This is a genomic window from Haliscomenobacter sp., assembly GCF_965225875.1.
Classification (GTDB): domain Bacteria; phylum Bacteroidota; class Bacteroidia; order Chitinophagales; family Saprospiraceae; genus Haliscomenobacter.
On the sequence record NZ_CBDDBS010000002.1, the window covers coordinates 438049 to 463604 of the forward strand.

Annotated in this window: 25 protein-coding genes; 8 read left to right on the forward strand and 17 right to left on the reverse strand. The window is 44.7% G+C overall.

Translation table 11 applies throughout. The features are described from left to right. Nucleotides 1-8 precede the first annotated feature (8 nt). From ACO08K_RS04710 to ACO08K_RS04770, 13 genes are all read right to left on the reverse strand, one after another. Nucleotides 9-1013, reverse strand: a complete 1005-nt coding sequence (locus ACO08K_RS04710; RefSeq protein ID WP_421795246.1) for a hypothetical protein — start codon at nt 1011-1013, stop codon at nt 9-11. 2 nt (nt 1014-1015) lie between these two features. Further along, nucleotides 1016-1204, reverse strand: coding sequence for a DUF5908 family protein (locus tag ACO08K_RS04715; RefSeq protein ID WP_421795247.1), 189 nt, complete (start codon nt 1202-1204; stop codon nt 1016-1018). A 14-nt stretch (nt 1205-1218) separates the two neighbouring features. Next, nucleotides 1219-1665, reverse strand: a complete 447-nt coding sequence (locus ACO08K_RS04720; protein WP_421795248.1) for a phage tail protein — start codon at nt 1663-1665, stop codon at nt 1219-1221. A 21-nt stretch (nt 1666-1686) separates the two neighbouring features. Beyond that, a complete protein-coding gene (locus tag ACO08K_RS04725) occupies nt 1687-2142 on the reverse strand; it encodes a phage tail protein (RefSeq protein WP_421795249.1) in 456 nt (151 codons plus the stop codon). Nucleotides 2143-2178: 36 nt separating this feature from the next. Next, entirely contained in the window at nt 2179-3075 is an 897-nt protein-coding gene (locus tag ACO08K_RS04730; protein ID WP_421795250.1) for a hypothetical protein, read from the reverse strand. Nucleotides 3076-3131: 56 nt separating this feature from the next. Next, the gene (locus tag ACO08K_RS04735; RefSeq protein WP_421795251.1) at nt 3132-4130 is read right to left on the reverse strand and encodes a hypothetical protein; all 999 of its coding nucleotides are present in this window, start codon (nt 4128-4130) and stop codon (nt 3132-3134) included. Between the two features lie 68 nt (nt 4131-4198). Next, entirely contained in the window at nt 4199-5635 is a 1437-nt protein-coding gene (locus ACO08K_RS04740) for a phage tail sheath family protein (protein ID WP_421795252.1), read from the reverse strand. 20 nt (nt 5636-5655) lie between these two features. Continuing rightward, a complete protein-coding gene (locus ACO08K_RS04745) occupies nt 5656-6930 on the reverse strand; it encodes a hypothetical protein (protein ID WP_421795253.1) in 1275 nt (424 codons plus the stop codon). Between the two features lie 39 nt (nt 6931-6969). Beyond that, nucleotides 6970-7563 carry a DUF4255 domain-containing protein gene (locus ACO08K_RS04750; protein WP_421795254.1) on the reverse strand — a complete coding sequence of 198 codons (594 nt, stop codon included), beginning with the start codon at nt 7561-7563 and terminating at the stop codon, nt 6970-6972. A gap of 113 nt (nt 7564-7676) precedes the next feature. Beyond that, nucleotides 7677-8309 carry a LuxR C-terminal-related transcriptional regulator gene (locus tag ACO08K_RS04755; RefSeq protein ID WP_421795255.1) on the reverse strand — a complete coding sequence of 211 codons (633 nt, stop codon included), beginning with the start codon at nt 8307-8309 and terminating at the stop codon, nt 7677-7679. Between the two features lie 11 nt (nt 8310-8320). Further along, a complete protein-coding gene (locus tag ACO08K_RS04760) occupies nt 8321-9136 on the reverse strand; it encodes an ATP-binding protein (RefSeq protein WP_421795256.1) in 816 nt (271 codons plus the stop codon). Nucleotides 9137-9341: 205 nt separating this feature from the next. Next, a complete protein-coding gene (locus ACO08K_RS04765) occupies nt 9342-10382 on the reverse strand; it encodes a DUF1611 domain-containing protein (RefSeq protein WP_421795257.1) in 1041 nt (346 codons plus the stop codon). 63 nt (nt 10383-10445) lie between these two features. Further along, nucleotides 10446-11171 carry a DUF2490 domain-containing protein gene (locus tag ACO08K_RS04770; protein WP_421795258.1) on the reverse strand — a complete coding sequence of 242 codons (726 nt, stop codon included), beginning with the start codon at nt 11169-11171 and terminating at the stop codon, nt 10446-10448. A 240-nt stretch (nt 11172-11411) separates the two neighbouring features. Here ACO08K_RS04770 and ACO08K_RS04775 point away from each other — a divergent pair, with 240 nt between their 5' ends. Both ACO08K_RS04775 and ACO08K_RS04780 read left to right on the forward strand, forming a co-directional pair. Next, complete coding sequence (locus ACO08K_RS04775; RefSeq protein WP_421795259.1) at nt 11412-12686, forward strand: lactate 2-monooxygenase; 1275 nt, start codon at nt 11412-11414, stop codon at nt 12684-12686. A 4-nt stretch (nt 12687-12690) separates the two neighbouring features. Further along, nucleotides 12691-13074, forward strand: coding sequence for a DUF2809 domain-containing protein (locus ACO08K_RS04780; protein WP_421795260.1), 384 nt, complete (start codon nt 12691-12693; stop codon nt 13072-13074). Nucleotides 13075-13233: 159 nt separating this feature from the next. On the opposite strand, the gene ACO08K_RS04785 is transcribed toward ACO08K_RS04780, so the two are convergent. Continuing rightward, nucleotides 13234-13740: a thioredoxin family protein gene (locus ACO08K_RS04785; RefSeq protein WP_421795261.1), complete on the reverse strand. Its 507-nt coding sequence runs from the start codon at nt 13738-13740 to the stop codon at nt 13234-13236. A gap of 156 nt (nt 13741-13896) precedes the next feature. Here ACO08K_RS04785 and ACO08K_RS04790 point away from each other — a divergent pair, with 156 nt between their 5' ends. Together ACO08K_RS04790 and ACO08K_RS04795 are read left to right on the forward strand one after the other, a co-directional pair. Then, nucleotides 13897-15285 carry a S41 family peptidase gene (locus tag ACO08K_RS04790; protein ID WP_421795262.1) on the forward strand — a complete coding sequence of 463 codons (1389 nt, stop codon included), beginning with the start codon at nt 13897-13899 and terminating at the stop codon, nt 15283-15285. Nucleotides 15286-15351: 66 nt separating this feature from the next. Then, nucleotides 15352-16611, forward strand: coding sequence for an MFS transporter (locus ACO08K_RS04795; RefSeq protein WP_421795263.1), 1260 nt, complete (start codon nt 15352-15354; stop codon nt 16609-16611). A 278-nt stretch (nt 16612-16889) separates the two neighbouring features. Here ACO08K_RS04795 and ACO08K_RS04800 read toward each other — a convergent pair whose 3' ends face one another. Then, nucleotides 16890-18032, reverse strand: a complete 1143-nt coding sequence (locus ACO08K_RS04800; RefSeq protein WP_421795264.1) for an FAD-dependent monooxygenase — start codon at nt 18030-18032, stop codon at nt 16890-16892. Between the two features lie 84 nt (nt 18033-18116). Between ACO08K_RS04800 and ACO08K_RS04805 the strand changes: the two genes are divergently transcribed. Next, nucleotides 18117-18752, forward strand: coding sequence for a TetR/AcrR family transcriptional regulator (locus tag ACO08K_RS04805; protein ID WP_421795265.1), 636 nt, complete (start codon nt 18117-18119; stop codon nt 18750-18752). 10 nt (nt 18753-18762) lie between these two features. Beyond that, nucleotides 18763-19251, forward strand: coding sequence for a GNAT family N-acetyltransferase (locus tag ACO08K_RS04810; RefSeq protein ID WP_421795266.1), 489 nt, complete (start codon nt 18763-18765; stop codon nt 19249-19251). A 20-nt stretch (nt 19252-19271) separates the two neighbouring features. On the opposite strand, the gene ACO08K_RS04815 is transcribed toward ACO08K_RS04810, so the two are convergent. Together ACO08K_RS04815 and ACO08K_RS04820 are read right to left on the reverse strand one after the other, a co-directional pair. Further along, entirely contained in the window at nt 19272-19979 is a 708-nt protein-coding gene (locus ACO08K_RS04815; protein ID WP_421795267.1) for a LytR/AlgR family response regulator transcription factor, read from the reverse strand. 34 nt (nt 19980-20013) lie between these two features. Beyond that, complete coding sequence (locus ACO08K_RS04820) at nt 20014-21843, reverse strand: sensor histidine kinase (RefSeq protein WP_421795268.1); 1830 nt, start codon at nt 21841-21843, stop codon at nt 20014-20016. A gap of 118 nt (nt 21844-21961) precedes the next feature. Here ACO08K_RS04820 and ACO08K_RS04825 point away from each other — a divergent pair, with 118 nt between their 5' ends. Then, nucleotides 21962-22666, forward strand: coding sequence for an FISUMP domain-containing protein (locus ACO08K_RS04825; protein WP_421795269.1), 705 nt, complete (start codon nt 21962-21964; stop codon nt 22664-22666). 125 nt (nt 22667-22791) lie between these two features. Continuing rightward, nucleotides 22792-25488, forward strand: a complete 2697-nt coding sequence (locus ACO08K_RS04830; RefSeq protein WP_421795270.1) for a T9SS type A sorting domain-containing protein — start codon at nt 22792-22794, stop codon at nt 25486-25488. Nucleotides 25489-25556: the final 68 nt, after the last annotated feature.

Genomic DNA, 25556 nt, shown 5'->3' on the forward strand with positions numbered 1-25556 from the left:
TTTAGTTGTTAAAAAAGGTTTTTCACTTGGTTAGCAACATTTCGGGCTGTTTGAGCGGTATTCTGGGCGGTATTTCGAGCATTTTGAGCGGCATTTTTAGCTTGTTCTGCTGCGTTTTTAGCACTATTGGCAGCATTTTGTGCGGTTTGAGCGGCATTTTGAGCAGCGTTTTTGACCTGGTTTGCCGTGTTTTGCACAGCTCCAGAGGCATTTTGTGCAGCAATTTTTGCCTGATTCACTGCATTTTGTGCAGTATTGGCTGCATTTTGTGCTGCATTTCTCGCTTGATTGGCTGCATTTTGTACCTGTGCCACTCCTCCTTGTAGGGCATTCTGGGCTTGATTGATTGCAGGAAGCACTAATTGGGACGCTTCATTGAGTGTTTTTCGAAAATTGACCAAATCATTGGCCTTGGCCACCTGCAATAAACTATTGGCAGCAGTGTAGGCCTTTTGAGTTACGTTAGCTACTCGTTCACCATTTTGGGAAACGGTTGCTACTGCATTGCCCAATTCACTGACCTTGCCTTCTTCTTGTACTCGGATGAATGGAGCTTTGTGTTCTTTAAATGTCGCAGAGATTTTGGCGCGCAACGGAGTCCCATCTGGTTTGAATAAAGTATAGTTGACAGAAGCTTCCGCCAATTGGCAATCAAATACAAAATCATTGGCCCAGATGATTTTTAAAAAATTGGGTCTCCGAATATCCCCATTTAACTTATAGGTTAGCTTCAAAAAATCCTCTACTTGTTTGCTCACCTCAGTACCATTGAGCAAATTGCCTTCTATGGTATTGGTATTGTCAAAAATGAATTCCAAACGCAGTTCTTCTACGGGAGTACTGCCATGACGCGCATTATTAGACTGGCTACCTGGATTCTGTGAGTTTTCCAGATGAATCTGGTGTTTCCTGGTGTATGATTCCGGATTAATAGGAATGGTAAAGCGTCCTAATTCGGATCGGGCCAAGGTTTCATCACCAAAAGCAATTAAGACTATCTTTCTAAGGCTCATGGTTATCGTTCATTTTGTCGTTTCAGTATTTCCAAAACCTTTTCAATAACCATGGCAATGAGGGCATCTTGTTGATCATTAGCCCCTGTACCGGCATTCCCGCCCTCAGGTGCTGCTAATGGTGCTGCTGAAGCACTTCCACCTTCGCTGATATTCACTTTGATGTTGAGTTCCCTGATTTCGATGGGCATTGTTTCAATTGAGATTAAGGTTTAATACTAAATGCGTTGTAATTGATCTCCAAGGTTTCAATGAGCACCTCTCCTTGCTGAGCATTTAAATCTTTGATTTTCCAGCTTTTAGGCCAGGCGTGACGCAAAGACCAAGTGAGCAGCGCGCTCCCGTTTTCACCAAATAACGAAACCGTAATGGTAATGGGCTGGAACTCGAATTCCAGTAAAGCCTTTTTGCACCAGCCGATAATGGCAGAGTTTTCAGGCTTAAAAACACCACGTTCCAAGATCAAAGGACTACATTTAGCCCTAACCGGAACAACGTGTTCGTTGAAAAGCAAGCCACCTTCCTTGAAAGTTTCTGTTTCGACTTGTACCTCAAGGCCCTTGACAGACTGGAAAGAAACATCATTGTTGCCATTTGAAAGCCCTTCAAAGCTCACCCTAAAGTAAAATCCGCTATAAGGATAGTAGCTCATGAATTTTTTGGATTAGGGCAATCAAGCCTGATACGAAATCTCCAGTTTTTCGTGTACCAACTCAAGGGTTTCAATGGCCACTTCGTTGCCATCTGCCTTTAGATCAGAAGGCTGCACTTTTGTCGGAAATGCATTGGTAAGCTTGTAGGTAACAATAGGACTATGTTCCTCATTGAGGATACTGATGGTAACCGTACGACGATACAAGGAGCCCACGTTGTTGCCCTCTTGAAACATCCGGGTTTCTTTCCACCAATCGTGGAAATCATTACGATCCTTGAATATCCCCCGTTTGAGGGTTACGTTGCCGAATTTTTGCATGCCTGGCATTTTGATCTTGTGATACTCCGGGCTATCGCCGTGGCGGTATTCGATCACCTCAGTTTCAGCTGAAAGGCCAGATACTTCTGAAAAACTTATGATTGTGCCATTCCAGTCTACCTGGTAGTGGAATTTTGGCAATGGGTATACAGCCATGATGTGTTATTGAAGGAAATAGATGAAAAATTAGATTCAACATTTTTTAGCAGCAACAGCAGCGTCGTAAGCAGCTTTGCAAGCGTTAAAATTGGCCTCGGCAAGGTTTTTCTGCTCTGCAGTACAATTCAACCAAGCTAATGCAGCTTCGCTTTTTTTCTTTGCCTTATCAAAGTTGTTTTTGGTCTCGTTTCGGTACTTGTTGAAGCTTGATTTAAAGTCATGGTTGCAAACTGGTAATACAGCTAAAGTGTAAGCCTTGTACTGGTTACCACAATCCTTATCCTCCATTGAACCAATATCAGGAACAGTACATACATATTCTTTTCCTAGATCTAGCTCTTCTTGTGATTGGTTGTCTTTCATACCACAAGTTTTGAGTTGCGCTGTCAAACTAAGTAAGCGAGCATTAATACCACAATTATCAGCAATAGCAGCCTGGATATCATGAATCACACTAACCCCTGATAAAGTTTTATTCAATCCTTCTTGAGCATGTTTGCTTATGTCAGCAAGGGTTTTAATGAGATCGTCAATGCAAGTGGCTACTGGTTTGTCGGCTCCAAGTTTAGCAAGTACATCGATTCTAAATTTGTCCATTTTTTTAGCAAAAACTTCTGCCTGGCAAAGGATATCCATCATTTCGTAATTAAGCAATTCGCTTGCTTGCCGGGCTTTATTTGTGTTTTGAAAGACATTATGCCCAGCTTTAGCTGCTCGAATGAGGGTATTGTTGATGGCCTCTGCAGTATCAACTGTAGTTTCTATGCGGTCGCAGGCGGCTTTAAGTGCACCTTCCACCATTTGGGCTTTAGAATAAGCTGCTATGGCACGTTCCCAAAGAGATTTGCGCACCTGATAAACGCGCTCAGCGGTATCCCTACCGTTCTTGAGATCGTTAATGTATTTAGTTATGGTCAGTTCACTTTCCATTGTGCGATGGATTGGTGCCGAAACGAAGTCGGCCTTTGAGTGAATAAAGTGGATGGTTATTTGCTTTTTCCAGATTTTCCTTCTCGTGGATTGCTCGTGGCATTTTTGTTCGTGGGGTCAAATATTTCAAGTAGGGCAGCTTTTTGGTTTTTCATCTCAGCACGGCTTTGATCAATAAAGCAATAGGCTGATTCTTTGCCTGTTTTAGCTGAGCTAGCTTTACCATATTCGCTGTGCGCCTGAGCAATAGAAGTAATAGATTCAGCATATTTCTTTTGCCACTCGGCAGCACTTTTACTAGCTGCACTTGCATTTTCGTCAACGTCTTTTTTAAACCTTTCTGCTTGAGGTTTAATTTCAGCTATCACACTTTCAAGGTTAGGTAAATTGTGTTGGGCAAAAATTGAAGCACTTTGTATCACTGACATAACAGCTTCCTCCGCCTGAGTTTTGAGTTTTTTTAAACAATCTTCCAAATCATCAAGGCGAGTTAATTCATCTTTAAGGGTTATCTTATCTTCCTTGTTGCAAACCTTGTCAATGCAAGCCTTCATGGAATTGAATGCCTTATCAGTTATACAAATCTGATCATAAGTTTTTTTGATTAACTCGGCAATTTTTGGAAATTCGCCTCCAGAACTTGCAGCAAGCTTAGTCAGTTCGGAAAGGATTTTTGGAAGTTCTGCACTTTCAGAAACTAGGGTGAGAGCCAAGCAATAATTCAAGTTGGCATAAGCATCTTGGGTATTCAGGGCACCACAAAGTAACAATCCAATATTGGTTTGGTCTTCAACTTTGAGGTGGTAATTGTTGAGCTGCACCTGTTCATTGGATAAAGCGATAGGTATCTTTCCACTAGAGGCAGCAATCCCATTTAGTATTTCATCTTCAGCAGCTTTACTAAACCTCCGGCGCTTGCCTTTTTCAGGTGTTTCAGGTTCACAAAGCTTTTTTTCGGAAGGCGGTGCAAGGAATTCTTCCTTTATTGTACCAACATGCTTGTAGGTATCTTTACATGTGAATTCTTCCGCCACGTTTTGAGTTGATCCACTCATTTTTCAAATATTTAAAATGATAGTTAGGTAAAATGCTGACTAACCGATTTTTATGTCAATTTCCATGTCTAGCTTTCCGGCAACTTATGCATGAAGCGCAGGATGATGAATTCGGCAGGGCGTACAACGGCCATACCTATTTCCACGATCAAACGCCCTTCCAGAATATCCAGTGCTGACATGGTTTCTCCGAGTCCAACTTTTACAAAGTAAGCTTTTTCAGGGGTAGAGCCTTGCAAAGCCCCTGCCCGCCATTGTAGCAAAAGGAAGTTTTCAATCATTCCTTTAAGCCGTACCCATGTATTCGCATCATTGGGCTCAAAAACAAATTGATAAGTGGATTTTTTCACCGATTCCTCTACCATATTGAAAAAACGACGTACCGAGATGTAACGCCATTCATTGTCATTGCCAGCCAGGGTACGTGCTCCCCAGACTTTGATGCCTCGACCAACGAACTTCCGGATCACGTTGACGGACAAGCCGTTGCCATCGTCGACATTCAGTGTCTCTTGCTGTTGATCGTTGAGATTGACATTGATGCCATCAACGGCTACAACTCCTTCATTAGCAGGAGCTTTCCAAACCCCTCTCGTATTGTCCACTCGAGCATAAATGCCAGCCATAGCTGGTGATGCCGGCAGATAGATGGACATATTGCGAATCGCCAGATCTGCCTTGGATTTATCCCGGTTATTCAAATCATTGTAGGCTTCTTCCGACGCTGGCTGTCCATTATTAAAGCGGCGGATAATGGTACTGTTTTTATTGACTTCGTAATCAGCAGTTGAGCGAATACCTGGGAAATAAACCGCACCATATTTGAGTTCACCAACACTCATGCCACCAACAGCACCATCACGAAATTCTTGAATTGCCTCAAGCGTTTGTTGAGTGCGACTAAATCCACGACCTGTTTGATGAATATCCATTATGACGAATCTATCCTTTAGGTCTACAGCCTGAAGTAGGGCTTCTTGCATTAGTCCATGGTATTCGCCTACACTCATCCCTTGTCCTTCTGGAAATACGATTAAGGTTGGTTCGTCAAGTTCTCGGGCTTTAGTCAGTCCTTGTTGAAGTCCTGCTACTGGAAGGGTTTCCCCATAAGGTAGATAAGCTCCAACAGAAATGATCCAGCAAGGCCCTCCTCCATTGGCGAAATAAATTTGCAAACTATAATACATTACGTGCCTTGAAGGAGAGAGGTTGTTGGCCCAGTCAAAATCAGCTGTTACGGCTTCCCTGGTTATATTGCCCGCGCCATCTCGTTGATTATCAATGGTGACTACTAGATTTTCTTCAGGTTGTGGTAGGCCAAAAATATCTACGTACTCTAGATGAGAGGAAATACGTTGTGGTTCCATGAACACATCGCGACCATCCAAACGCGCCTTCTCGGTGTAGCCGATAAATACGGGAATAGCGGTCTGCACTGGTGCCACACTAGGTGGAAATTTGGGTATCTCTTCAATATATACCCCTGGTGTTCTGTATACTGCCATGACGAGTGGTTGTTTTTAATTTAAAGTGAGACAAAGATTTCTGAAAAATATTCTCTTCGGTTCCTATCAAAATGTAGGTTCAGATTATCCGGGCCCGGTAAAAAAGGCGGCGTGGCCCCCCCATCCAAAACAACCCGTTGAGTGCTTTGAGTGAGGTAGCGAGGTAAGCGGGTTTGCAGCGTTTTTGCCCCCAACGACTGAACAGGTGTAGCCGAAGGTACTTTGCCTTTAATTTGATATCTCCAGTAAGTAGGCCTGCTGAGGAGGCGAATGTCAAAGACAGCCTGTGGCCGCCAACGATTGGGTTGAAGTGGATCTTCTGCAATGCGTAGAGCCCCATCATCTTCAAAAAGTTTAAATTCATCAGGTAGTCCTGCGTCATGAACCATTTCAACAAGGCCAAATACATCAGATCCTGCCACCTCATCGCTTAGCAGAATACGTTGGCTTGGTCCAAAATCTTCTCCATTAACCTGCGTTTCGAGCTGGTACCAATCATTAGGTTGATCACTGAAGTTGACCTGAAAGGTATCCGGCGGAGTACTAAAAGTTTGATTTATGACCTTTTGCTCTACGTTATCACTCATTCTTACAAGTCTGAAAGTGACATTGTCAACAGGTTTGGATTTTTCATCAAAAACAAATTCGAAGTTTTTGGGCAGTACGCGCCGATCCGAAGTATTGGCCCAACGGTAATTGGGTTTACCAGCATTTACTGGCTCAAAATCACTGTCTGTTGGGTTTATTTTTGTGGCATATTGTAGTTGATTGTTTTGAATCCTGAGTTCTCCCATATCCCAAGTTCGATGTGAATTGGCCACAAAACCTGGTGGATTATTGGAAAGGGATGGTGCAGATTTCACCTCTCCAGAGGCAATCTGGTTCGTAAAATGGTATTTTGCAGGCCAGGGCAGGTTCAGTGCATGATTGGTAAAATTATACCAATAGGCATTTCGAACCTTGATCAGGAAGCTAAAAGTAAGCTTGTCTGTTGAAATCGGAAATCGAGGGAAAAACCTGTTCCCGATTTTATTTACCTCAATACCAACGACCAAGCCTGTAGGTAGCATACGCCAGCGCAAACGCATAGCGTCGATGAGTTGAGCGGTTTGTCGGGTTGGTTGCAGGTAAAGATCTTTTTGAATGTCGTATTTTTCAGTCAACAAACTGGCCTGGTCTTCTACAGGATGATCGTAAAATCGCTCCTGCGGTTTTCCACTCCACTTCCGGTTATCGAGAAAATAAGCATGGAGGACTCGAAGTTCAAAAAGCCGTCTGAAGACAATGTTTCGCATAAATTGGATGTTTAGTGCTTGATTGTTTTAGGCCAGGAATCATGAGATGTCAGCATTTTCTAATGTATTGATCTCTTCAATCAAGGTGCCTGTGCCGAGAGGACGGCGTGAGTCAAGAGCTACTAATCGAGCCTTATACATTACAAATGGCATTTGTCTTCCACCTAGGGAGCCCCACAAGTGGTTGATCTGTTCAAAGGTCATTGTGTACAGGTTGAGACTCAATTCCAAGTCTTCAAAGTCTATTTCATTACGATCAGGCGTAAAAACTGAAGAACTACTCAGTTTAAATACTCTCCTACCTTGAAGAAAGCGAATAACTTCTGACAACTGATGCAAGGCTCGATCATAATGGGTGTTGGGCTGATTGCAGGCAAAGAGCAGGTACAAATTCAGATAGATTGGGGGGTTTCGGTATTCTACAAAGCCATTACTGTTTTTAATAGCTGCGGGCAAATTTTTGAGCGTACTTTCTTCTTCGATGTTGACTAGAGTAAGCAATACATCACCTTCAAAACCAGCACCTGGATCTTCAAGATCTGCCACATTTGCCAGAACTACCGTATTAGGGGTACTGGCTACATTGGCAGCATTCATTTCGGCACTGATGAGTTTGAGGGCAATGTCTATCATTGTACTGGGAGAATTTCAAAATTTTAATCTTAGTGCAAAGAAGTAACTGAAATTTTATATTGTCAAGTAACTTATTTACAATATCGGGATTCCGAAAAATTCCACTCCTGGATTCAGGATATAAATTCTTCCATAAGGATCAAATTATTGCGAAGTGCTTTGGCCACAAGTCCCTGGATGGTATGGCAGTTCAATTTACCTTTGATGTTTTTAAAGTAGGTTTCCACCGTTTGAGGGGTCAGTTTCAGAACTTGGGCAATCTGTGGGCAACTTTTGTCGCTCGCAGCCAAACAAAGGATTTGTCGTTCACGTGTATTGAGGTCTACCTTTTCGTAGGGAGCCAGAGCCTCCACAATAACCCTGCGGACCTCATTGGACATGCAGATTTTTCCTTCTTTTACCTCCCCAATCACTTCACGAATGTACTCCATGGAGTGAGCAATATCTTCTTTGAGCAAGTACCCATCGGCTCCTATCCGAAAAGCCCTCAATACGTACTCAGGGTAGCCACTCAACACAATAGTGCGCAATCGGGGAAAACGATCTTTGATGAGTTGAAGAGCTTCCAGGCCTGCTTCTTTGTTTTTCCCAATTTCTATGTCCAAAAGAGCAAGTTTAGGTTGGTAAATACGTATATGTTCACTCAATTGGTCATAATTACGCCAACCTTTTGCGATAATTTTGTATTCCTGGAAAACGGCTTCCAACTGGAAGAAATAATCACTGTCTTCAAAAAAGATTACCATATTTTTAGAATCTAAGGGTTTAGAGGAAAACTAAGTGTTATCGTGGTACCTGTATTGCAACAGGAGTATATCTCCAATTGGCCTTTGATCTCTAAAGTTTTACGGTACAGTTCCACTATTCCGCATCTTCGGTAGGAATCAAGCTGTTCTAGAAAAGTTGCAAATGTATCGCTTCGAAGATTAAGTACATCTTTGGATAAGCCTAGTTGATGGGGTATACCTACCCCGTTGTCTTCAACACAAAGTATTACTCGATCATTAGTCGGCGTGTACATAGCTCGAATGCTAGCATAAGTAAATTCTGAGTGCTTTCGAATATTATTCAAACATTCTCTTAGAAAAAAAAGTAGTTCGTATTTTTGCTCGTAGGTAAGGATTATATCATTGAGCATTTCGGGTATATCCCAATGAAAATATTTCTCTTCTGCCTCAGAATGTAAGTATCTACTAAATCGGAAAGCGGTTTCGTGTAAGAGCTTAAATAAATTATTAGAATTTTTATCAATAAAAGTCTGCCCCAATTCACATGTATGCAATAATTCCAATAAGCGCTCTCGAATGGATGGATCGCAAGCAATTGTCAGAACGCCATGTATTTCTGCTTTAATGACCTCATGCAGCATATTTTCATACAGTCGAAGTTGGAGCGAATGATCATTTAGCCTCTCTTTCAACTGTGGAATAGGCTTTTCTATTTTTAGCTGATTTTGAAGTGAACTGTTGTCATGAAGTTCCCCAATAACTATATCATTGGATAGTTTTTCATTTACAGCTTTCAGGGTTTCCGAAGGCAAGGGATAGCCTTCAGCTAGGTGCACGTTAAACATTTCACTGGAATTAGTTGGTTAAATAATCACCAATCAACTCAAATAGAGTCATTCGAGATTACTTTTTAGTTTTAGCGTGTATATTTAAATAGAGCAGTATTAGATACAGAGTTCGGTCCAAAAGTGAAGTAGTCAAATAATTTTACCGTAATAATTTTCATTTTTTCAAATATCCAAATAATTTTCATAAAACACAATAGTTAGCTCATAAAATCTCCACAATCCTCCCCACCCCCTCTTCTAGCGGCGCTACCACCGGCACCCCCAATTTCCCCTCATACTCCTTCCGATACGCCTCAATTTCCTCCCCCGTTGCCCCCTGCGTATTCAATGCCACTGCAACCACCTCAGAACCATACGCGTTGATCAACGCAATCTCACTCTCCACCGAAGGAATCCTCCCCCACTCCGGCAAATCATCATAAAACTCCCGCTTTATCGGCACTACCAGCACCACTTTTTTGGCGTTGCCGGAAATCAAAAACTCCGGCCCACACGGCCCACTTGGATTGCGCAGAGCCGACTGCCCTTCCAGGAAAATGATGTCCGCCTGGGTTTCCTCCCAACAAGACACGATGGCGTGCTCCAGCTCCCCTGAGATAAAATCATTGAGCGTAGAATCAAAAATAAAACCGTACTCTCCACCTTGCATCCAACCCGTTTGCCCGGTGTAGATCATGTGGGCATTTTTGCCTACCGCCCGGCAAGCATCGCGCAAAAAACGGGCGGTGGTGCGTTTGCCGGTGGCACAATCCATGCCCATTACAGCCACGATTGGCGCGGTAACTTGATAAATTTTTCCTTCCCAAAAATGTAATTCAGCGCGGCGCTTGGGCTTGCGCACATCGATCAGCATGGCTGCATTGGCTTGGGAAAGTTTTAGAATGTCTGGCCTTTCGCTCAAAAAATCATGCAAGCCATTCACAATCGAAATGCCGTGCATCAAAGCCTCGCGAATTTCGTCAAGGATACTCGGAGGCAATACACCACCTATCGTCGCTACCCCAACAATACAAAAATCAGGTAGTACACTTACCTTTTGTAGCGCTTCGTCAATTGTGGCATATACCGGTATATTACAGGGGCGGCCATCCATTACTTCTCCTGCATCTTTGCCCGCGTGATTGGTGTCAATTACGGCCAAAATTTCAAAGCGTTCACTGCCCCGCAACAGTCCATGCGTGGTTTTAGCATTGATTTCATTCAACATTCCTCCAGATAGTACAATTGCGGTGCCCGTCGCCATATGCATCTTATTTTCGGGCTAAAATAATCCTTTGTGCGCAGCTTGTATATGTAATCTTGTTTTTTAATTCATCGAATCGGGTCGGGTGGTTCGTTTTGCTTGTTGCCACTGCAGTTCAAAAAGAAAAGAGATTTGAAAAAAATTGCGCCCGGTTTCATCGTTGATGCGGTAATCGAACTGATTCATCCAACCCGATTGAAGGGTAAAAAGGGGAGAAAATTCGTAGCCTATCCCGGCAAAAAAGCGGTTGCGTTCAAAATAGGGTGCCCGATCCGTCAGGAATAACTCATCTGAAGCAGTCAGGAAAAAAACACCGGGCTCTACTTTTGGGGCATTGAGCGGCATCAAGGTATTGAAGCGGTAACGAAACCGGTTGCGAAAACCATTGCTCGTCCAGCGTTGTTCAGCGCGGTAACGGTGTTCAAAGCGGATCCGATTGAGGTATTGGTACATCTGCAATTGCAGCCAGGTCCTGATTTCGTTGTTGGCTTTGGGGGTGACAAAATCGCCGCCTTCCTGGTAGGTATCGTAACGCCCAAAGCCGGTAGTCAGACTGAAGGTCTTGCTCAAATCGTAAGTCACTCCCCCCTTGATTTCGTAGTAGTGGAAATGATCGTACCAGCGCAGACTGCGCAATTGAGGCTCTACAAAAATAGTCCAGCGTTCGCCGATGTCAGCTTTAACATTGAGCACGTTCCAGGTACCTAATCGATCCAGGTCACTTTCCTGGGCAAAACCCTGCTGCCACAGGAAAGGGAGAAGCAAACAAACATAAATCCATTTTTTCATACCGTCTATCTTCAAGAATCCTTTGAGGGCCCAACAAAATCGAGGGCAACGCACCGTAGAGACGCACGGCCGTGCGTCTCTACAATCCGGAATCATCCATATTTTTTGCATAAACCGATTTTGTAGCACAGCCGAATCATCTCCAATATACGCAGGTCAGCACAAAAAGTTCGTTCCAAAACCACACCAAACGCCCAGGTTTTTCTACTTTAGAGCTTTACCGTTTAACCAAGCTCTACCATGCACAAAGCCATCGATTGGCAATCCAAAATCTACATCAATGGATTTGCCGGAAAAAAAGATACCATCAACCCCGACTGGAACAAACTGGAAACTGCGGCCATCCAAAAAATGAGCCCCCAGGCAGCTGGGTACATTGTGGGTGGTGCTGGCAATCAGGACACGGTAGTGAGCAATCGTTCCGGCTTTGGGCAATGGAAAATTGTACCCCGGATGTTGCGCAATGTGGAGCAAGGCGACACTTCAACGGAGTTATTTGGACAAAAAACACCATCCCCCTTTTGGCTTTGCCCAATTGGGGTTTTGGAAATGGTGCATCCCGAGGCCGATCTGGCCGTAGCACGGGCCGCCGCTGAACTGGGCATTCCCTACGTTTTTTCCAATCAGGCCTCCGTACCCATGGAAACCTGTGCTGAAGCAATGGGCTCTAGCCCCCGCTTTTTTCAATTGTATTGGTCCAAAAATCGGGACCTCGTGGCCAGTTTTGTCCAACGAGCTGAGGCTTGTGGTTGCAGTGGCATCGTGCTTACGCTGGATACGACCCTACTCGGTTGGCGCACCATGGATTTAGAATTGGCCTATCTGCCTTTTTTGGAAGGGAAAGGTATTGCCCAGTATACTTCCGATCCGGTGTTTCAAAAAATGTTGGATGAAAAGCTGCAAAATCCGGGGGCAGCACCAGCTAGACCTCCCCTTTCTTTGGACTTGATCAAGGGCTTGGTCAGCAGTGTGAGTCGATATCCCGGCAAAGGGTTCTTACGCAAATTGCGTTCAGGTCGTCCCATGGCTGCCGTGCAACTTTTTGTCCAAACTTATTCCAATCCAGCCATCACCTGGGAGGATCTGGCCTTCCTGCGCGAGCACACAAAGCTCCCCATCTTACTTAAAGGCATCTTACACCCGGATGATGCCCGCAAAGCACTGGATTATGGGATGGATGGCATCGTAGTGTCCAATCACGGAGGTCGGCAAGTAGATGGTTCCATCAGCGCCATTGAGGCGTTACCAGGGATTGTAGCGGCTGTCAACAAACAAGTGCCCATAATCCTTGACAGTGGTATTCGCGGCGGGGCGGATGTGTTCAAGGCATTGGCGTTGGGTGCTAATGCGGTTGGTTTGGGTCGGCCTTATGTGTATGGACTTACCTTGGGTGGGCAACAGGGCGTATATCAGGTGTTGCGGCATTTGATGTCCGATTTTGAGTTGACCATGCGTTTGGCGGGGTGCCGGAAAATTGGAGAGATCAATCGGGAATGTTTAACACCTAATGCATAAATTAATGAAATTCAATCCCAGGTATTTTGTTTATACCATTTTGCTTTTCGTCACCGAAGTCCTCATTGCCCTCTTCGTTCACGATCAATTCATTCGCCCTTACATCGGCGATTTTTTGGTGGTGATCCTGATTTATTGCTTCGTCAAATCATTTTTGAATACACCCGTGGTGCCTACGGCATTGGGCGTTTTGGTATTCGCCTATACCGTTGAGTTGTTGCAATATTTCCGCATTGTTGAAGTGTTGGGATTACAACATTCCAGAGCTGCGCGCATCATCATTGGCAGCTCATTTGAGTGGCAGGATATATTGGCTTATACTTTGGGGATTTTGATGGTAATTTTGATAGAAAAAAGAAATACACTATTCAAAAAATCAAGGCTTTAAGGTAATGTTTCTATCATGCGACTACACCTTTTATTCACCACAAAGACACAAAGACACGAAGACACAAAGTCCGGTTAATCAGAAAATTTGCACTTTGTGCCTTTGAGCCTTTGAGCCTTTGTGGCAAAAAATAAAAATGTTTGTTAGTCTAGCTTCCACTCACTTCCCCTTCTTCTGATACGTCTTCGGATCAATCGCCTTTGGCGACCAATGGTTAAAAAACTCCAATACAGCAGCCGTACTGTGGCCTTTGCCCTGTTCCAGATAGGCGCTATTTTGGGTATGTAGGCGATTGCCTTTACCATCCAGAATTACAAATACAGGGAAGCCAAAACGCTCAGGGTAACCAAGTGATGCCAGAATTTCTTCATTTTTATTCTCCGGACTGTAATTCAAATGGTAAGGGATGAAATTTTTCTCCAAGGCCGTTTTGAGGGTGTCATTGGTAGTCACTTTGTTGTGAAAAAGAATGCACCAGCCGCACCAATTGCCACCAATTTGTAGCAACACGTGTTTGCCCTCTTTGGCCGCCTGCTTCACCGCAGCTTCGATGTCGGCTTTGGCATCCGCAGCGGGATTGTACAATTTGGGTTTGGCCGTTTCTGCATTTTGGGCATTAGCCAGCGAAGCGATGCTCAGGAAGAGCAAAAAGATCAGGTTTTTCATGTCTTATTCGGTTAATGCACGAAAATACTATTTCTATCTGCAATCCTCGATCAAAAAAATCTGTCTTTAGCTGTAACTATTAAGTCAACATTTTAGTCTACGCCATACTCGCCTGCTCTATCGTCATTCTACGCTGTTTCTAAAACCATTTATACCATGAAAGTATTTTTCCCATTGTGCCTTATGATGGCATTCAGCAGTATGCTTTTTGCACAAGCCGATCCCTGCACCTGTGCAGAAAATGTTGAGCGCATGTACCAAAAACTGGAAGCCAATTACATCGCCTATCACCTGACCAAGGACAAAATTGGCCCAAGCTATCAAGCCAGGAAACTCCAGTATCGAGCCTTGGCAGCTAAAACTCCTTTAAACAGCTGTGCCAAACTCATGCAGGCTTTTTTGAGTTTTTTTAAAGATGGGCACCTCTTTGTAACTGAGTTTCCGAAGTTACCCGAGGCAGAATTGAGCGCTTCCAAAGCGCTGATTAAGGCTCAAAAAGTCGATTTACAAAAGCTCAATCCTGGCAATAAAACGGGTATCGAAGGCTACTGGACGGATGGAACTTCCAAATTCGCCATCCTTAAAAACAGCAACCCAAAAATCCCCTTCAGTCATGTTGCAGTCGTGCTTGAAGCTCCCGATAGCAGCAAAGCTGGTGAAGTCAAGATGGGCGTAAGCCTCAGCAATGGACTATGGGAAGGCCTCTACTACACCAACGCCTATGCCCCGCGCTACGTCAAAATCACGCCTTACAAAGACAATCAACTCTTATCCATCTGGGGTGGCTTTACCTGGGGGAAATTATTGGATAAAAATGCTCCGCTGTATGACCCTACCCTACCGAGTGTCAAAAAACTGGATGATCAAACGATATTGCTTACCATCCCTTCATTCCTGATTGACAAAAAACAGTTTGATGCAGTGGTGATGGGGCATTTTAAGGAATTGACCGAAACGGAATACCTCATCATCGACATTCGGGGCAATACCGGAGGCAATGGCATCTATTTCGATTTGTTGGGTTTGTACTACGAAAAACCGGCTCTGAGTCAAGTCGGTTTTGCCATCGCTTCAGCTGATAACCTGGACTATTTTAAAAAATTTGCTACCTCCCGCAGCAATGACCCCTATGCTCCAGTGGTGGCAGCCATGCAGGAAGAAATGGGCAAAATGGTGAAGGGTCCGGCATTTGGGCCACTTGAACTGAAGCCCTTGCCTTCCAAACTCAAAAAAGTAGTCATCCTCACCGACCGGGGCAACATGAGTGCCGCCGAAACCTTCATTTTGTATTCCAAAGGGGTAAGCAGCAAGGTCGTCACGATGGGTGAAAACACGGGTGGCGTGGTCGATTACAACAACATCAACATGGTCAGTTTGGGCTGCGAAACCCAGGGTATCTTTTTTGGCTATCCAACTTACAGCCTAAACGATGCAGTGCATTTGGGTAAAGGGTACAATCAAACTGGAATTGTTCCAGATGTGCGGATAGATGTCAAAATTGTGGATAAAATTGGCTTTGCCCGGCAGTATTTGCAAAAGCAGTAAGTGGGATTTACCAGAGATGCTCAAGAACCGTATCTTGTGCCCACTTTCCAACAGGCACAAAAACACATGGCACAATCGCAACCAAAGGACGCTTACGAGGTACTCAAAATTGCCGATTACCGAAACTACCTCTTTTCCCGGGTGGCGGTTACTTTCGGGGTAAATGTACTGGGGCCAACGGTGGGTTGGCAGATTTATGAAATAACCCAGGAACCCTTTGCGTTGGGTTTGATTGGTTTGGCCGAGTTTTTGCCTTTTTTGCTGGTGACCTTGATTGGTGGCTACATTGCCGACATCTTTGATCGACGCAAAATCATGATTACGTGTATCAGTCTGTATACCATTTGTGCCTTTAGTCTGTACCTGATTACCCATCAATTTCCTGAGGTACTTAATGAATACGGTGCTACACCCATCTACCTCATCATTGGGCTGACCGGCCTGATCCGAGGGTTTATGAGCCCAGCGCAGACAGCTTTTGCTGCGCAACTGGTTCCCCCCCAATTGTACACCAATGCCACCACCTGGAATACCATGACCTGGCAACTTTCCTCGATTGGCGGCCCCGCAGTTGGAGGACTTTTGTGCGCCACGAGCCACAGTGCCTGGCCAAGTTATGCCTTGGCAGCTGCCTTAGCCATGACGGGATTGGGCTTTATTTTATTGGTTCCCAGCAAACATGCGCCTCAACAAACGGAGGGAAAAAAGATGCCCCGCGAAGGTTTTTTGGTCAGCGTCCGTACGGGTTTGGATTTTGTATTTAAAAACCAGATCATCCTGGCTAGCCTGGCCTTAGATATGTTTGCCGTTTTATTTGGGGGAGCTATAGCCTTGTTACCGGCCTTTGCCAAAGACGTTTTGGAGGTGGGTCCCGAAGGGTTTGGCGCGCTGCGCGCAGCTCCCGCAGTAGGGGCTTTCATCATGGCCTGGATTTTGGCCTATCGCCCACCCTTGGCCAATACGGGGAAAATACTGCTGGGTGCCGTGGCTGGTTTTGGCCTTTGTACCATTCTTTTTGCTGTTTCTAAATCCTTTTGGTTCTCCCTGCTGATGCTGGCGGGTACCGGCTTTTTTGACAACATCAGCATGGTGATCCGAGGTACCATCGTCCAGTTGTATACCCCCAATGAAATGCGGGGCCGGGTTTCGGCAGTCAACGCCTTGTTCATTGGATCTTCGAATGAATTGGGAGCCTTTGAGTCGGGTCTGGCGGCGAAATTCATGGGGCTTGTGCCTTCCGTCATTTTTGGAGGAAGTATGACTTTGGTGGTGGTGTTGACGACGTGGTGGAAGGCGCCGAAGCTACGGGATATGAGTTTGCGGTAAACGGTTGTACAATTTTCAATATTTAGTGTTTACGACCAGCGGCAGCGCCGCCAAACGTCTGTAGTATCTAGAACACGCAGTGCAGTTAAGGTGCGTAGCACCGCAACTTTTCTTCTGTTGCGGTGCTACGCACCTTAAAATCTACCTTCGTTCCCTTTCCCCTACAGACGTTTGGCGGCGCTGCCGCTGGTCAACTCATTTGGCGCTATTGCTTGGATGTAACTTTTTGTCGCTTCGCCTTTATAAAACTTAGATTCAGACGACAACATTTCAACTTTTCAACTTAACCTAAACAAAGCCTCCATCTGCCGTTCACCCATCTTCTTCGGCGTAGCCGACAATACCCAATTCCGCAAACGATGCCCCAAACTACCTCCCAAGTTGCTTATTTTCCCAAGCATAAAGGAAGTATTCACCACAAAATTCACCTTGGGCCGCCGGAATTGTTCGTAAGCAGCAAAAGCCTCCGAGACATTGTTGTAACGCTCCAGGTATTCCGCCAAATACCAGGCATCCTCAATGGCCTGACAACCGCCCTGTCCCATATTGGGTGTAGTGGCGTGGGCGGCGTCACCCAACAGCATAACCCGATCCTGATGCCATTTGGCGAGCGGCTTGAGGTCGTACAAGTCATCATGAAAAATTTCGGAATTCTTGGCTTTGGTGATCACTTCGGTATACATAGGCGGAAATTCCCTGAATTGCGCCTGCAAATAACTGAGCTGATCAGTTGTAGATACCTTAAAGCCTGGCTTGTGTTTTTCGGTATAATAAAAATAAACCTTGTTGGGTGCTACTTGAATCATGGCTACCCTTTTGCCCCCCGTTTTTGCCCACAATTCTTTGGCCTCATGGTGGGCTTCGAACTGGTGTTCGATGATGCCGCGCCAACAAGTGTGACTAGAGTACCGCAGTGGTTTTTCACCAAAAATGGCTTTCCGAGTTGCTGAGCGCAACCCATCCGCTCCGATCAATAAATCGGATTCGCCTTGGCTGCCATCTTCAAAAAAAGCTATTACTTTGCCCCCAGGAACTTGTTGGATCGATTGAAGTCTTTTGTTCAGGTGAATGGTAGTATTGGGCAATTGTTGCAGCAAAACCTGTTGCAATTGCCCCCGGTGGATGGCCACGCTGGGTTCACCAAATTTTGCCCGAATGGCCTGGATGTTCATCATTTGTAAAGGCCGCCCTAGGTGATCTGCAACGCCAAAGTAGTCGAGTACGTTACCAGCCTGGACAATTCCATCTGCGAACCCCAATCTGCGGGCAATCTGCATGGCGTTGGAGGCCATAATGATGCCTGCCCCGATTGGGCGCAGTGCCGCGGCGGCATCGAACAATTCAACCTGATGGCCCTTTTTTTCAAGTGCTATGGCCGCGGTAAGTCCGCCAATGCCTGCACCAATAATGTTGATCTTCATGAGTCGGTAGGTGTTTTTAAATTTAGAACAAATGTACTAACTTTGCACGATTAGGTCAAGTGTTCTAAAAATATTTTTCCCGAAATGTCAAAAACGAAAGAAAGGATTCTCGAAAAAGCGCTGGAATTGCTCAATGAACAGGGGGTTGCTCAGGTAAGCATCCGCAGCATTGGAGATCAGCTAAACATGAGCCCTGGCAACCTGAGTTACCATTACGCCAATGTAGATGTAATCGTAGAAGCCCTGTATTTTCGGCTCGTAGAGGAGCTGGATGCACTGATTGCAGAAAGTATGCAATTGGCCAGTACCCAGGGCATCAACCTGCCATTTACCTACCATTCCATCGAGCATACTTTCTCCATTTTCCAGCGCTACAAATTTTTGATGCTGGATTTTGCGGACATCATGCGCAGGCACGAGCCCCTGAAAAAGCATTTCCGGGAACTGGCCAAAGTGCGCCAAAGCCAGTTTCTTCCCCTCATTGCAGCCTTACAAGCGGGTGGCTGGGTGCAACCCGAGCGATACCCGGCCCAATTCCAGGACTGGATTGAGCAAGCCTCTTTGATTGGCGATTATTGGATGGCAAGTGCCGAAATCATGCTGGATGGCGATTCAGATTACAAACGCAAGCACTACGTTCGACTGTTTTTTGCTACCTTGGCCCCACATTTAACTGCACAGGGTTTGGAGGTTTACCACCAGCTCCTGGCCGATTCATGAGTTCAGACCAATGATCACCATACAAACCTACCAACCCGAACACTGCCAAGGCATCATCGACTTGATTTTGCCCATCCAGCAAATTGAATTCAAGGTGCCCATCACCCTTGATGATCAACCCGACTTGTTCACCATTCCCGAAGTCTACCAACAAGGTCGGGGCAATTTCTGGGTAGCCACCAGTGCAGAAAATCGGGTTATCGGCACGATTGCTTTGATTGAATTCCCACCACACCGGGCTGCCTTGCGCAAAATGTTTGTAGCAGCTGAGTATCGGGGAAAAACGTATGGCCTGGCTCAATCCTTGATGGATATAGCCCTGGAATGGTGTATTAAAAATGGCCTGAAAAGTATTTGGTTGGGTACCGTTCCCCGCCTTGAAGCAGCGGTTAAGTTTTATGAAAAAAATGGCTTTGATCGGGTTGCCGCTGATGATTTACCGCTGGAATTCCCTCGGATGGCAGTAGATACGCTGTTTTTTGTCAAACAAGTCCACTAGTAGAAAAATGTTTCAATAGTTCAGGCCATCTCTTCCAAATACTTTAGAATTTCCTTTCTTCTGGAGCGGCTAATAGGAATAGTAGTATCATGAATAAAAACGCAATGATGTTGCCAGCCCGTGATCGCTTTCAGGTTGATCACAAAACTGCGGTGAACTTGAAGGAAAGGAGGAAGGGGTAAATCTTCCAGCATTTCCGTTAAAGATTTGCGTTGAATCAGGATGCCTTGATGTTTTGTGTACACTTCAACGTAGACATGATCTGCCTTTAAGTACAAAATGTCTTCTGCTGGTACCAGGTACATGTTCGCCCCATCATAGATACTGAGTTTGGTTTCATGGAGGTTTTGAGTCTCTTGTTTGTGCAGGGCAATTTCTATATTGGCATAAAGGGCTGAGGCCTGGATGGGTTTGGTTAAAAAAGACGCCGGAAAGGTTTGTTTGGCCTGATCAATATTCTTTTTGTCGGTTTGTGAGGTCAGGTATATAAAAGGTACCGGTTGGGTTTGCTGCTGAAGGAAGAGGGCCAGGTCAATCCCGGTTTTAGGCCCACTCAAACGAATATCAATCAGCACCATGTCGGGCTGCTCCGCTGTAAAAAGTTCTACCGCTTCCTCATAAGAAATGGCAATACCGCTCACCTGATACCCCTGCTGTTCCAGGTACCTTTGAAGCGTATCTGCAATTAAGATTTCATCTTCGACGATTAGAATCTTCCACTTTCTCAAGATCGCATTGTTTAATGAATTGGATTCTCCTAAATTAAACCTGAGCTAAGTTAAGCGCATTTTTTTCCTGAAAAAAAATAGTGTAACTGGCTCCTCCATCGTTTTGCGACTCCACACGCCCCCTTAATTGGCGAGCCATACTTCTGATCAAATAGGCCCCGAGGCCGCCTTCCCGCCCCTCTAAGTGGCCACTTGCAAAGCCAGGTCCATTGTCTTTGTAATACAAATAGAATCCATTTTGTTCGGGTTTTAACTGAATATCAATCAGCGTTGGGCTGCCCTTTTGATGTCCATATTTAAAACTATTGGTAATCAATTCATTCAGCATAATCCCAAGCGGAATCAGGGTGTCTAAATTGAAGAGCTGCTCCGGGATTTTTAGCTTAAACGTTGAGTCTTCCCGGGCCATGGCTTGCTGGAGGTGTGAACATAGTTTTTTGGTGTAATTCAAAAAGTCGACCAGTTGCCCTTCTTGTCCATGGTACAACACATCATGTACCGCAGCAATCGCATAGATTCTGGACGACATTGCTTCCAATCCATTGCGGGTGTTTTCGTCTTTGATGTCTTCTTTTTGCAGTTCCAACAAACTGATGATCACCTGGAGGTTGTTTTTCACCCGATGGTGAATTTCGCCTTGCAGCATGATCTGTTGTTCAAGGGAGTGAGACAGTTTATCGTTCGTTTCAAGAATGGTTTTAGACTGTTGCCTGGTAATCCGATTGGCTTTTCGCAAGCGCAAATAATAATACACCAAAATGCTGGTCAAAAACAGGGTGATGCAGGCCATGATCAAGGCACCACGAAAGCGTTGTCGCTCCAAAACGAGGAGTTGTTCTTGTATTTTGAGTTGCTGCGTGCGCTGTTCGTCTTTGTATTTTTCGTCCACTTCTACCGCGCGATGGTGGTCTTGCAGTTCCATAAACAAAACCTTTTGCGACCAGCCCCGATTCGAATAAAAATAAGCAGAATCAAACCTGCCAACTTGTTTGAAAATCCCGCCCTTATTCAAATAGGCCTCGTGTAAAGTAGCATTTTTTTCATCTCCAACTGCTATCGACTGATAGGCAGTTACAATAGCAGAATCGACATACAAGCTGGCTTTATGGTAATCCACCAATTTTAAATATAAGCCCACAATGTGCAGGTATTCTTCACTTAAGCTCTTATAATTGTGCATTTTACGAAAAACATCCACTGATTGTTGATGGTAAGTGATTGCTGTCCGAGGTTGAGCCTCTTCTTCATAAAGCCCCATTAAGGTGTAGCCATCTGCGAGCAAAACTGGAAGATTGAATTTTTGGGCACTTTTGATGGCATCCAAAGCATAATACCTCACACTATCGGGATAGCCAAAGTTGTAATGCCAGGATGCGCTAGTTATTGCCAAAGCAGGATATGTGGCACTTAAACCATGTAGAACAATCACGCTCCGAGCATCGTCGAGGTTGGTTTTGGCCTGATTTGGTCTGAGTAATTTTTGCTGCAACTGAGCCAAACCTAGGCAAGCCTCTGTATAGATCTGCCACTGACCTTTTATGCGACTTTGATCTTTTACGGTGTTGAGTATCCGCATGGCTTGCACATTCTGGTTGTCATCGGCATGCGCAATACCCAGATTCAAGTTTACATCTAAACAAAAAGAAGTATGGGTTAAATTTTGCTCTTCCAATTGTTGGATGAGCGGTGAGAGATGATAAATCGCACTGTCGCTCCGGGATAAGTCAATGAGTTGTTTGGCCTTGCGTAAGGTTTGTTGCAATTGTACCGGGACGAGTGCTTTGGATGATTGAGCCAACGCTGCCCATTTTATTCCCAGGAGCAGTATCATACTCATGAAAGTAAAAGTGAACAGCCTTCTCATACATCTAATCCTTTTTGTTGAAGTTGCCTGAAAGGTATAAAAATTCCTTTGTAGTTTTACGGATTAGAACCAAGCAGAGCTACTCGAACAATCGCTTGTTTCCTTCAATTGTGCCACCATGAAATTGCCTAAAATTATTGTACCACTCGTTTACCTTGCCATTTTCTGTTGGAATCTTCTTACCTCAAGTTGTTCAACCTCTACGACCCAAGAATCAGGGAATACTTCTGAGAAAAAGGATACTCTGGTAGGCTTTTGCACCGATAAGGGCGGAAACCAATACAAAACCATCAAAATTGGCACCCAAACCTGGATGGCTGAAGACCTGCGGAACAACAAAATTGAATGTAACAATGACCTGAAAGTCATCTTTTCAGATGGCCTGGAACGAGGCCCTGGCGTTGCTTTTTACGATACACTTCATCCGCACTATGCCTTTTACGACAATAAAGATTTGGGTAATAAAGGGATCATTTATAATTATCGAACCATTCAAAACTGCGCCATTTGCCCGGAAGGTTTCAGGATTCCTACTAAAGCAGATTGGGAGGAGTTGATCGAACAACTTGGCGGCTTAGGCGTGGCCGGGAAAAGACTACTCACCGGTGGAGACAGCGGCTTTAACGCAACCCTGAACGGCCGCATCGACAGTTATGGCTCGGGTTTACAAAATGCCATTGGATTTTGGTGGAGCATTGACCGGGTAGCCAACACCCCCAAAAAAGAAGCTTATTCCTTCGAAGTAAATAACCTGGGCATTGTCAAAATCAAAGGGCAGGATACCCGGGTTGGTAACCATGTGCGCTGCATTAAAATGAAGTAAAAATTACCATTCAGAACATAGTGGCTACCGTTTAGAACATCGCCCTACGCAAAGCAAATGCAGGTGGGGGAAGGGGCTATTTTTATGCATAAAAAACTATGGTAAAATCAAAACACCTAAAAACCATGCAACCGCTAACTAGCCTTTTGAGCCCGAACAAAAAATCCAACTTGTACTGCTTGTTTGTCGTTCACACCCTGAAAATGTTATGTGCAGGTTTATTACTCCTCAATAGCGTAGAGGCTTTTGCCCAGCTGAATTGCACTAATGCTCCCGTGGTCACCATTGGAAAAACCATCCAGGGCAATACCAGCACCAACGGTAAAAGCAATGTATCCACCTACAACAACGACCCCTGGTGGCAATTGACTGGCCCCGAGGTTGTGCACAAACTGGAATGGACGGGTGGCGATGTATCCATCAAACTCAGCAATAAATCGGCGGCATTGGATCTTATCCTGCTCAGGTCCTGCAACAACAATGATTTTGTTGATTCCGGCGGCGGGAATTCAGGCCTAAAAGAGTCTACGATCAAGCGGTATCTAGACCCCGGCACTTACTACATTGTGGTAGATGGATGGCAATTGGCCAAGGGTACTTATGACCTGCTGGTGCTGCAATCTACCAGCATCTCCATCAATAATGTTACTCGGAATTTTTACCTCCAGGACAACACCTTGTACGAACAAACTGGATCAACACCCAAGGTGATCACTACGGGGGTAGAAGCTTTTAATAAATATTTTGGCTATGTAACCAATACCAATACTGGTGCGGGCCAACAACAAGACGTTTTGGCCATAAAAAAAACTGGTCAAGCCCGGCATAAAATTTTTCTCAATGAGAATTTTGATACTGACTATTTAAAACAAATGCTCTTTTGTCAGCAGAAAACGCTCTCTTTATCGGGAGACCTGGTGTTTGATGGTGCCAACCAAATACTTTCCGGTTGTGATTTACTGCGTTGCGAAAACGGGCAAATCGTTGCACATCAAAATGATAGCCAGATCAAACTCTTCAGCAGCCTTGGCACCAACAACTGGCTGGACATCATGCAAATCATCACTATAGACAACAAGACCTACTACATTAAACAATCAGACAACAGCGTTTGGGCCCTCAGTGGAACTGGAAACCAGGCAACATTAATCGGCAGCAATGCGAAATTGTTGCAAGACAACGACAATCAACTCATTAAAATTGACCTCCAGGGAGCGTACCAAAGATGGAATGGCACCAGTTGGGCCAATTTAACCCCAAAGTACATCGGCGTAAGCCCGGAAATGACCGATGATGGGTTCTGGTTTTTTATACAATCCAAAATACTCCTGGAGAGTGCCGCAATCCAAGTTGACCAAAAAAAGGGGCTTACCTTTGACAGCAATGACAAGCTGCTGATGGAACTCATCCCTTCGACCGGAAATTGTGATCGATTCCTTTGGCGATGCAAAGACCTTGGAGGCGGAAAACGACTATTGATCAACAAGGCCAAAGGAGAAAATTTCCCACTTTTGCTTTCTGCTTCAGGTACACTTACCTTTTCAACGGGTCAAGGCGTGCGCGAATGGGAAGTGAAGCAATCGGATGTCACCAAGTTTGGCACCAATGCCTTCCAATTGATCGGGGTCACTGCCACAAAAGCGCTGTCTTTCAGTACCGGGGTACAATCAGATAACCCTGCTACCGGCAATAAAAATCAGACCTGGGTATTTCAGTTTAATCAAATGGTTAGAGATTATTTCCTGCCTCTACCCACCAAGGCTAACATTGATTTGTATTATGTAGACAACCCCAATGTCAGCTTAAATATATTTGCAAGCGCTATAGCTGCAACTTACAACAAATTCCTCAAAGGACTCAATGGCGTCACCTTTTTTGCAACCAATACCAGCAGCGACTGGGTGATCGTCAATTATTATTTTGTCATCAACAACATGATGAATGCCGTTGTTGCGCCCAAACCCTCCGACCCTAAAGTAGATCCAAACCTGGTTAAAACACTTGCAGCCATGAAAGGCCAAAGTTTGATTTTGATCAATAAAAATGACCTGAATAGCGCTGTCCCCAATCAATTTTTCACAACGGGTTTTAGTAGTTCTAGCGTTGCCCGCTTGAGAGGTTCATCTGGTTATGGAGCCTTTAAAAAATGGATTTTGGTATCTGAAGAGCTTACCAACAAGGTCGGAATTACGAATCGTCCCCTGGACACGGAATTCAGAAAATTTGATCATGGTGTACATGAATTTGGTCATGCGTTAATGGATTTGGCTGGTTGGATTCCAATAATTGACGCCAACAACATGTGTGATGCAGAAAGGGGCCGAAGCTCTGAATGTTTTTGTTACGATTTGCAAAGTTGGTTCAATAGTCGTTTTAGTACTTATACCTACCCTGGGCCAAGAGCCGTGGAATGGTTTCAGTCACCTGGCATTACCAGTACTCAGCGGGCTAATTTTATGAAAAAAATCTTCAATGGAGACAATACCTGGATGCCCCCGGTGGATTTGCGCTTGAATGGATACAACCCCTCTGGTTCTCCAGCTACAACCACCCCCACCCATGATATTTTACCCATTTATTCAATCAATGCGTATCCCAACCCCTTTAATGAAGTTTTAAATGTCGAAGTAAGCCTTGAAAAACCTAATGCTCTTGAACTTGAAGTCATCGATGCGCTGGGCAGAGTACTAAGGGTACTTAAATCACCCAATGTTACGGGCAAACATTTTTTCCAGATCCAAAACCTGGATCATAAGGGAATTTTATTTGTCAAAGTAAAAAGCAACGGCAAATATGGTATGGTGAAGGTTTTGAAAAATTAACCTACAATTTGAATGCAGCGCAAAGGGTTGCTCCTGTTTGGGAACCCTATGCGCTACATGAAGCTGCT

Excerpts from the sequence above, each read along its gene's own strand:
- ACO08K_RS04775 (WP_421795259.1), top strand. The coding sequence starts at position 11,412 with ATGCACAAAGCCATCGATTGGCAATCCAAAATCTACATCAATGGATTT.
- ACO08K_RS04715 (WP_421795247.1), bottom strand. The coding sequence starts at position 1,204 with ATGCCCATCGAAATCAGGGAACTCAACATCAAAGTGAATATCAGCGAA.
- ACO08K_RS04710 (WP_421795246.1), bottom strand. The coding sequence starts at position 1,013 with ATGAGCCTTAGAAAGATAGTCTTAATTGCTTTTGGTGATGAAACCTTG.
- ACO08K_RS04820 (WP_421795268.1), bottom strand. The coding sequence starts at position 21,843 with ATGAGAAGGCTGTTCACTTTTACTTTCATGAGTATGATACTGCTCCTG.
- ACO08K_RS04735 (WP_421795251.1), bottom strand. The coding sequence starts at position 4,130 with ATGAGTGGATCAACTCAAAACGTGGCGGAAGAATTCACATGTAAAGAT.
- ACO08K_RS04810 (WP_421795266.1), top strand. The coding sequence starts at position 18,763 with ATGATCACCATACAAACCTACCAACCCGAACACTGCCAAGGCATCATC.
- ACO08K_RS04790 (WP_421795262.1), top strand. The coding sequence starts at position 13,897 with ATGAAAGTATTTTTCCCATTGTGCCTTATGATGGCATTCAGCAGTATG.
- ACO08K_RS04740 (WP_421795252.1), bottom strand. The coding sequence starts at position 5,635 with ATGGCAGTATACAGAACACCAGGGGTATATATTGAAGAGATACCCAAA.
- ACO08K_RS04800 (WP_421795264.1), bottom strand. The coding sequence starts at position 18,032 with ATGAAGATCAACATTATTGGTGCAGGCATTGGCGGACTTACCGCGGCC.
- ACO08K_RS04805 (WP_421795265.1), top strand. The coding sequence starts at position 18,117 with ATGTCAAAAACGAAAGAAAGGATTCTCGAAAAAGCGCTGGAATTGCTC.
- ACO08K_RS04725 (WP_421795249.1), bottom strand. The coding sequence starts at position 2,142 with ATGGCTGTATACCCATTGCCAAAATTCCACTACCAGGTAGACTGGAAT.
- ACO08K_RS04765 (WP_421795257.1), bottom strand. The coding sequence starts at position 10,382 with ATGGCGACGGGCACCGCAATTGTACTATCTGGAGGAATGTTGAATGAA.
- ACO08K_RS04745 (WP_421795253.1), bottom strand. The coding sequence starts at position 6,930 with ATGCGAAACATTGTCTTCAGACGGCTTTTTGAACTTCGAGTCCTCCAT.
- ACO08K_RS04830 (WP_421795270.1), top strand. The coding sequence starts at position 22,792 with ATGCAACCGCTAACTAGCCTTTTGAGCCCGAACAAAAAATCCAACTTG.
- ACO08K_RS04720 (WP_421795248.1), bottom strand. The coding sequence starts at position 1,665 with ATGAGCTACTATCCTTATAGCGGATTTTACTTTAGGGTGAGCTTTGAA.
- ACO08K_RS04770 (WP_421795258.1), bottom strand. The coding sequence starts at position 11,171 with ATGAAAAAATGGATTTATGTTTGTTTGCTTCTCCCTTTCCTGTGGCAG.
- ACO08K_RS04760 (WP_421795256.1), bottom strand. The coding sequence starts at position 9,136 with ATGTTTAACGTGCACCTAGCTGAAGGCTATCCCTTGCCTTCGGAAACC.
- ACO08K_RS04780 (WP_421795260.1), top strand. The coding sequence starts at position 12,691 with ATGAAATTCAATCCCAGGTATTTTGTTTATACCATTTTGCTTTTCGTC.
- ACO08K_RS04750 (WP_421795254.1), bottom strand. The coding sequence starts at position 7,563 with ATGATAGACATTGCCCTCAAACTCATCAGTGCCGAAATGAATGCTGCC.
- ACO08K_RS04755 (WP_421795255.1), bottom strand. The coding sequence starts at position 8,309 with ATGGTAATCTTTTTTGAAGACAGTGATTATTTCTTCCAGTTGGAAGCC.
- ACO08K_RS04730 (WP_421795250.1), bottom strand. The coding sequence starts at position 3,075 with ATGGAAAGTGAACTGACCATAACTAAATACATTAACGATCTCAAGAAC.
- ACO08K_RS04785 (WP_421795261.1), bottom strand. The coding sequence starts at position 13,740 with ATGAAAAACCTGATCTTTTTGCTCTTCCTGAGCATCGCTTCGCTGGCT.
- ACO08K_RS04825 (WP_421795269.1), top strand. The coding sequence starts at position 21,962 with ATGAAATTGCCTAAAATTATTGTACCACTCGTTTACCTTGCCATTTTC.
- ACO08K_RS04795 (WP_421795263.1), top strand. The coding sequence starts at position 15,352 with ATGGCACAATCGCAACCAAAGGACGCTTACGAGGTACTCAAAATTGCC.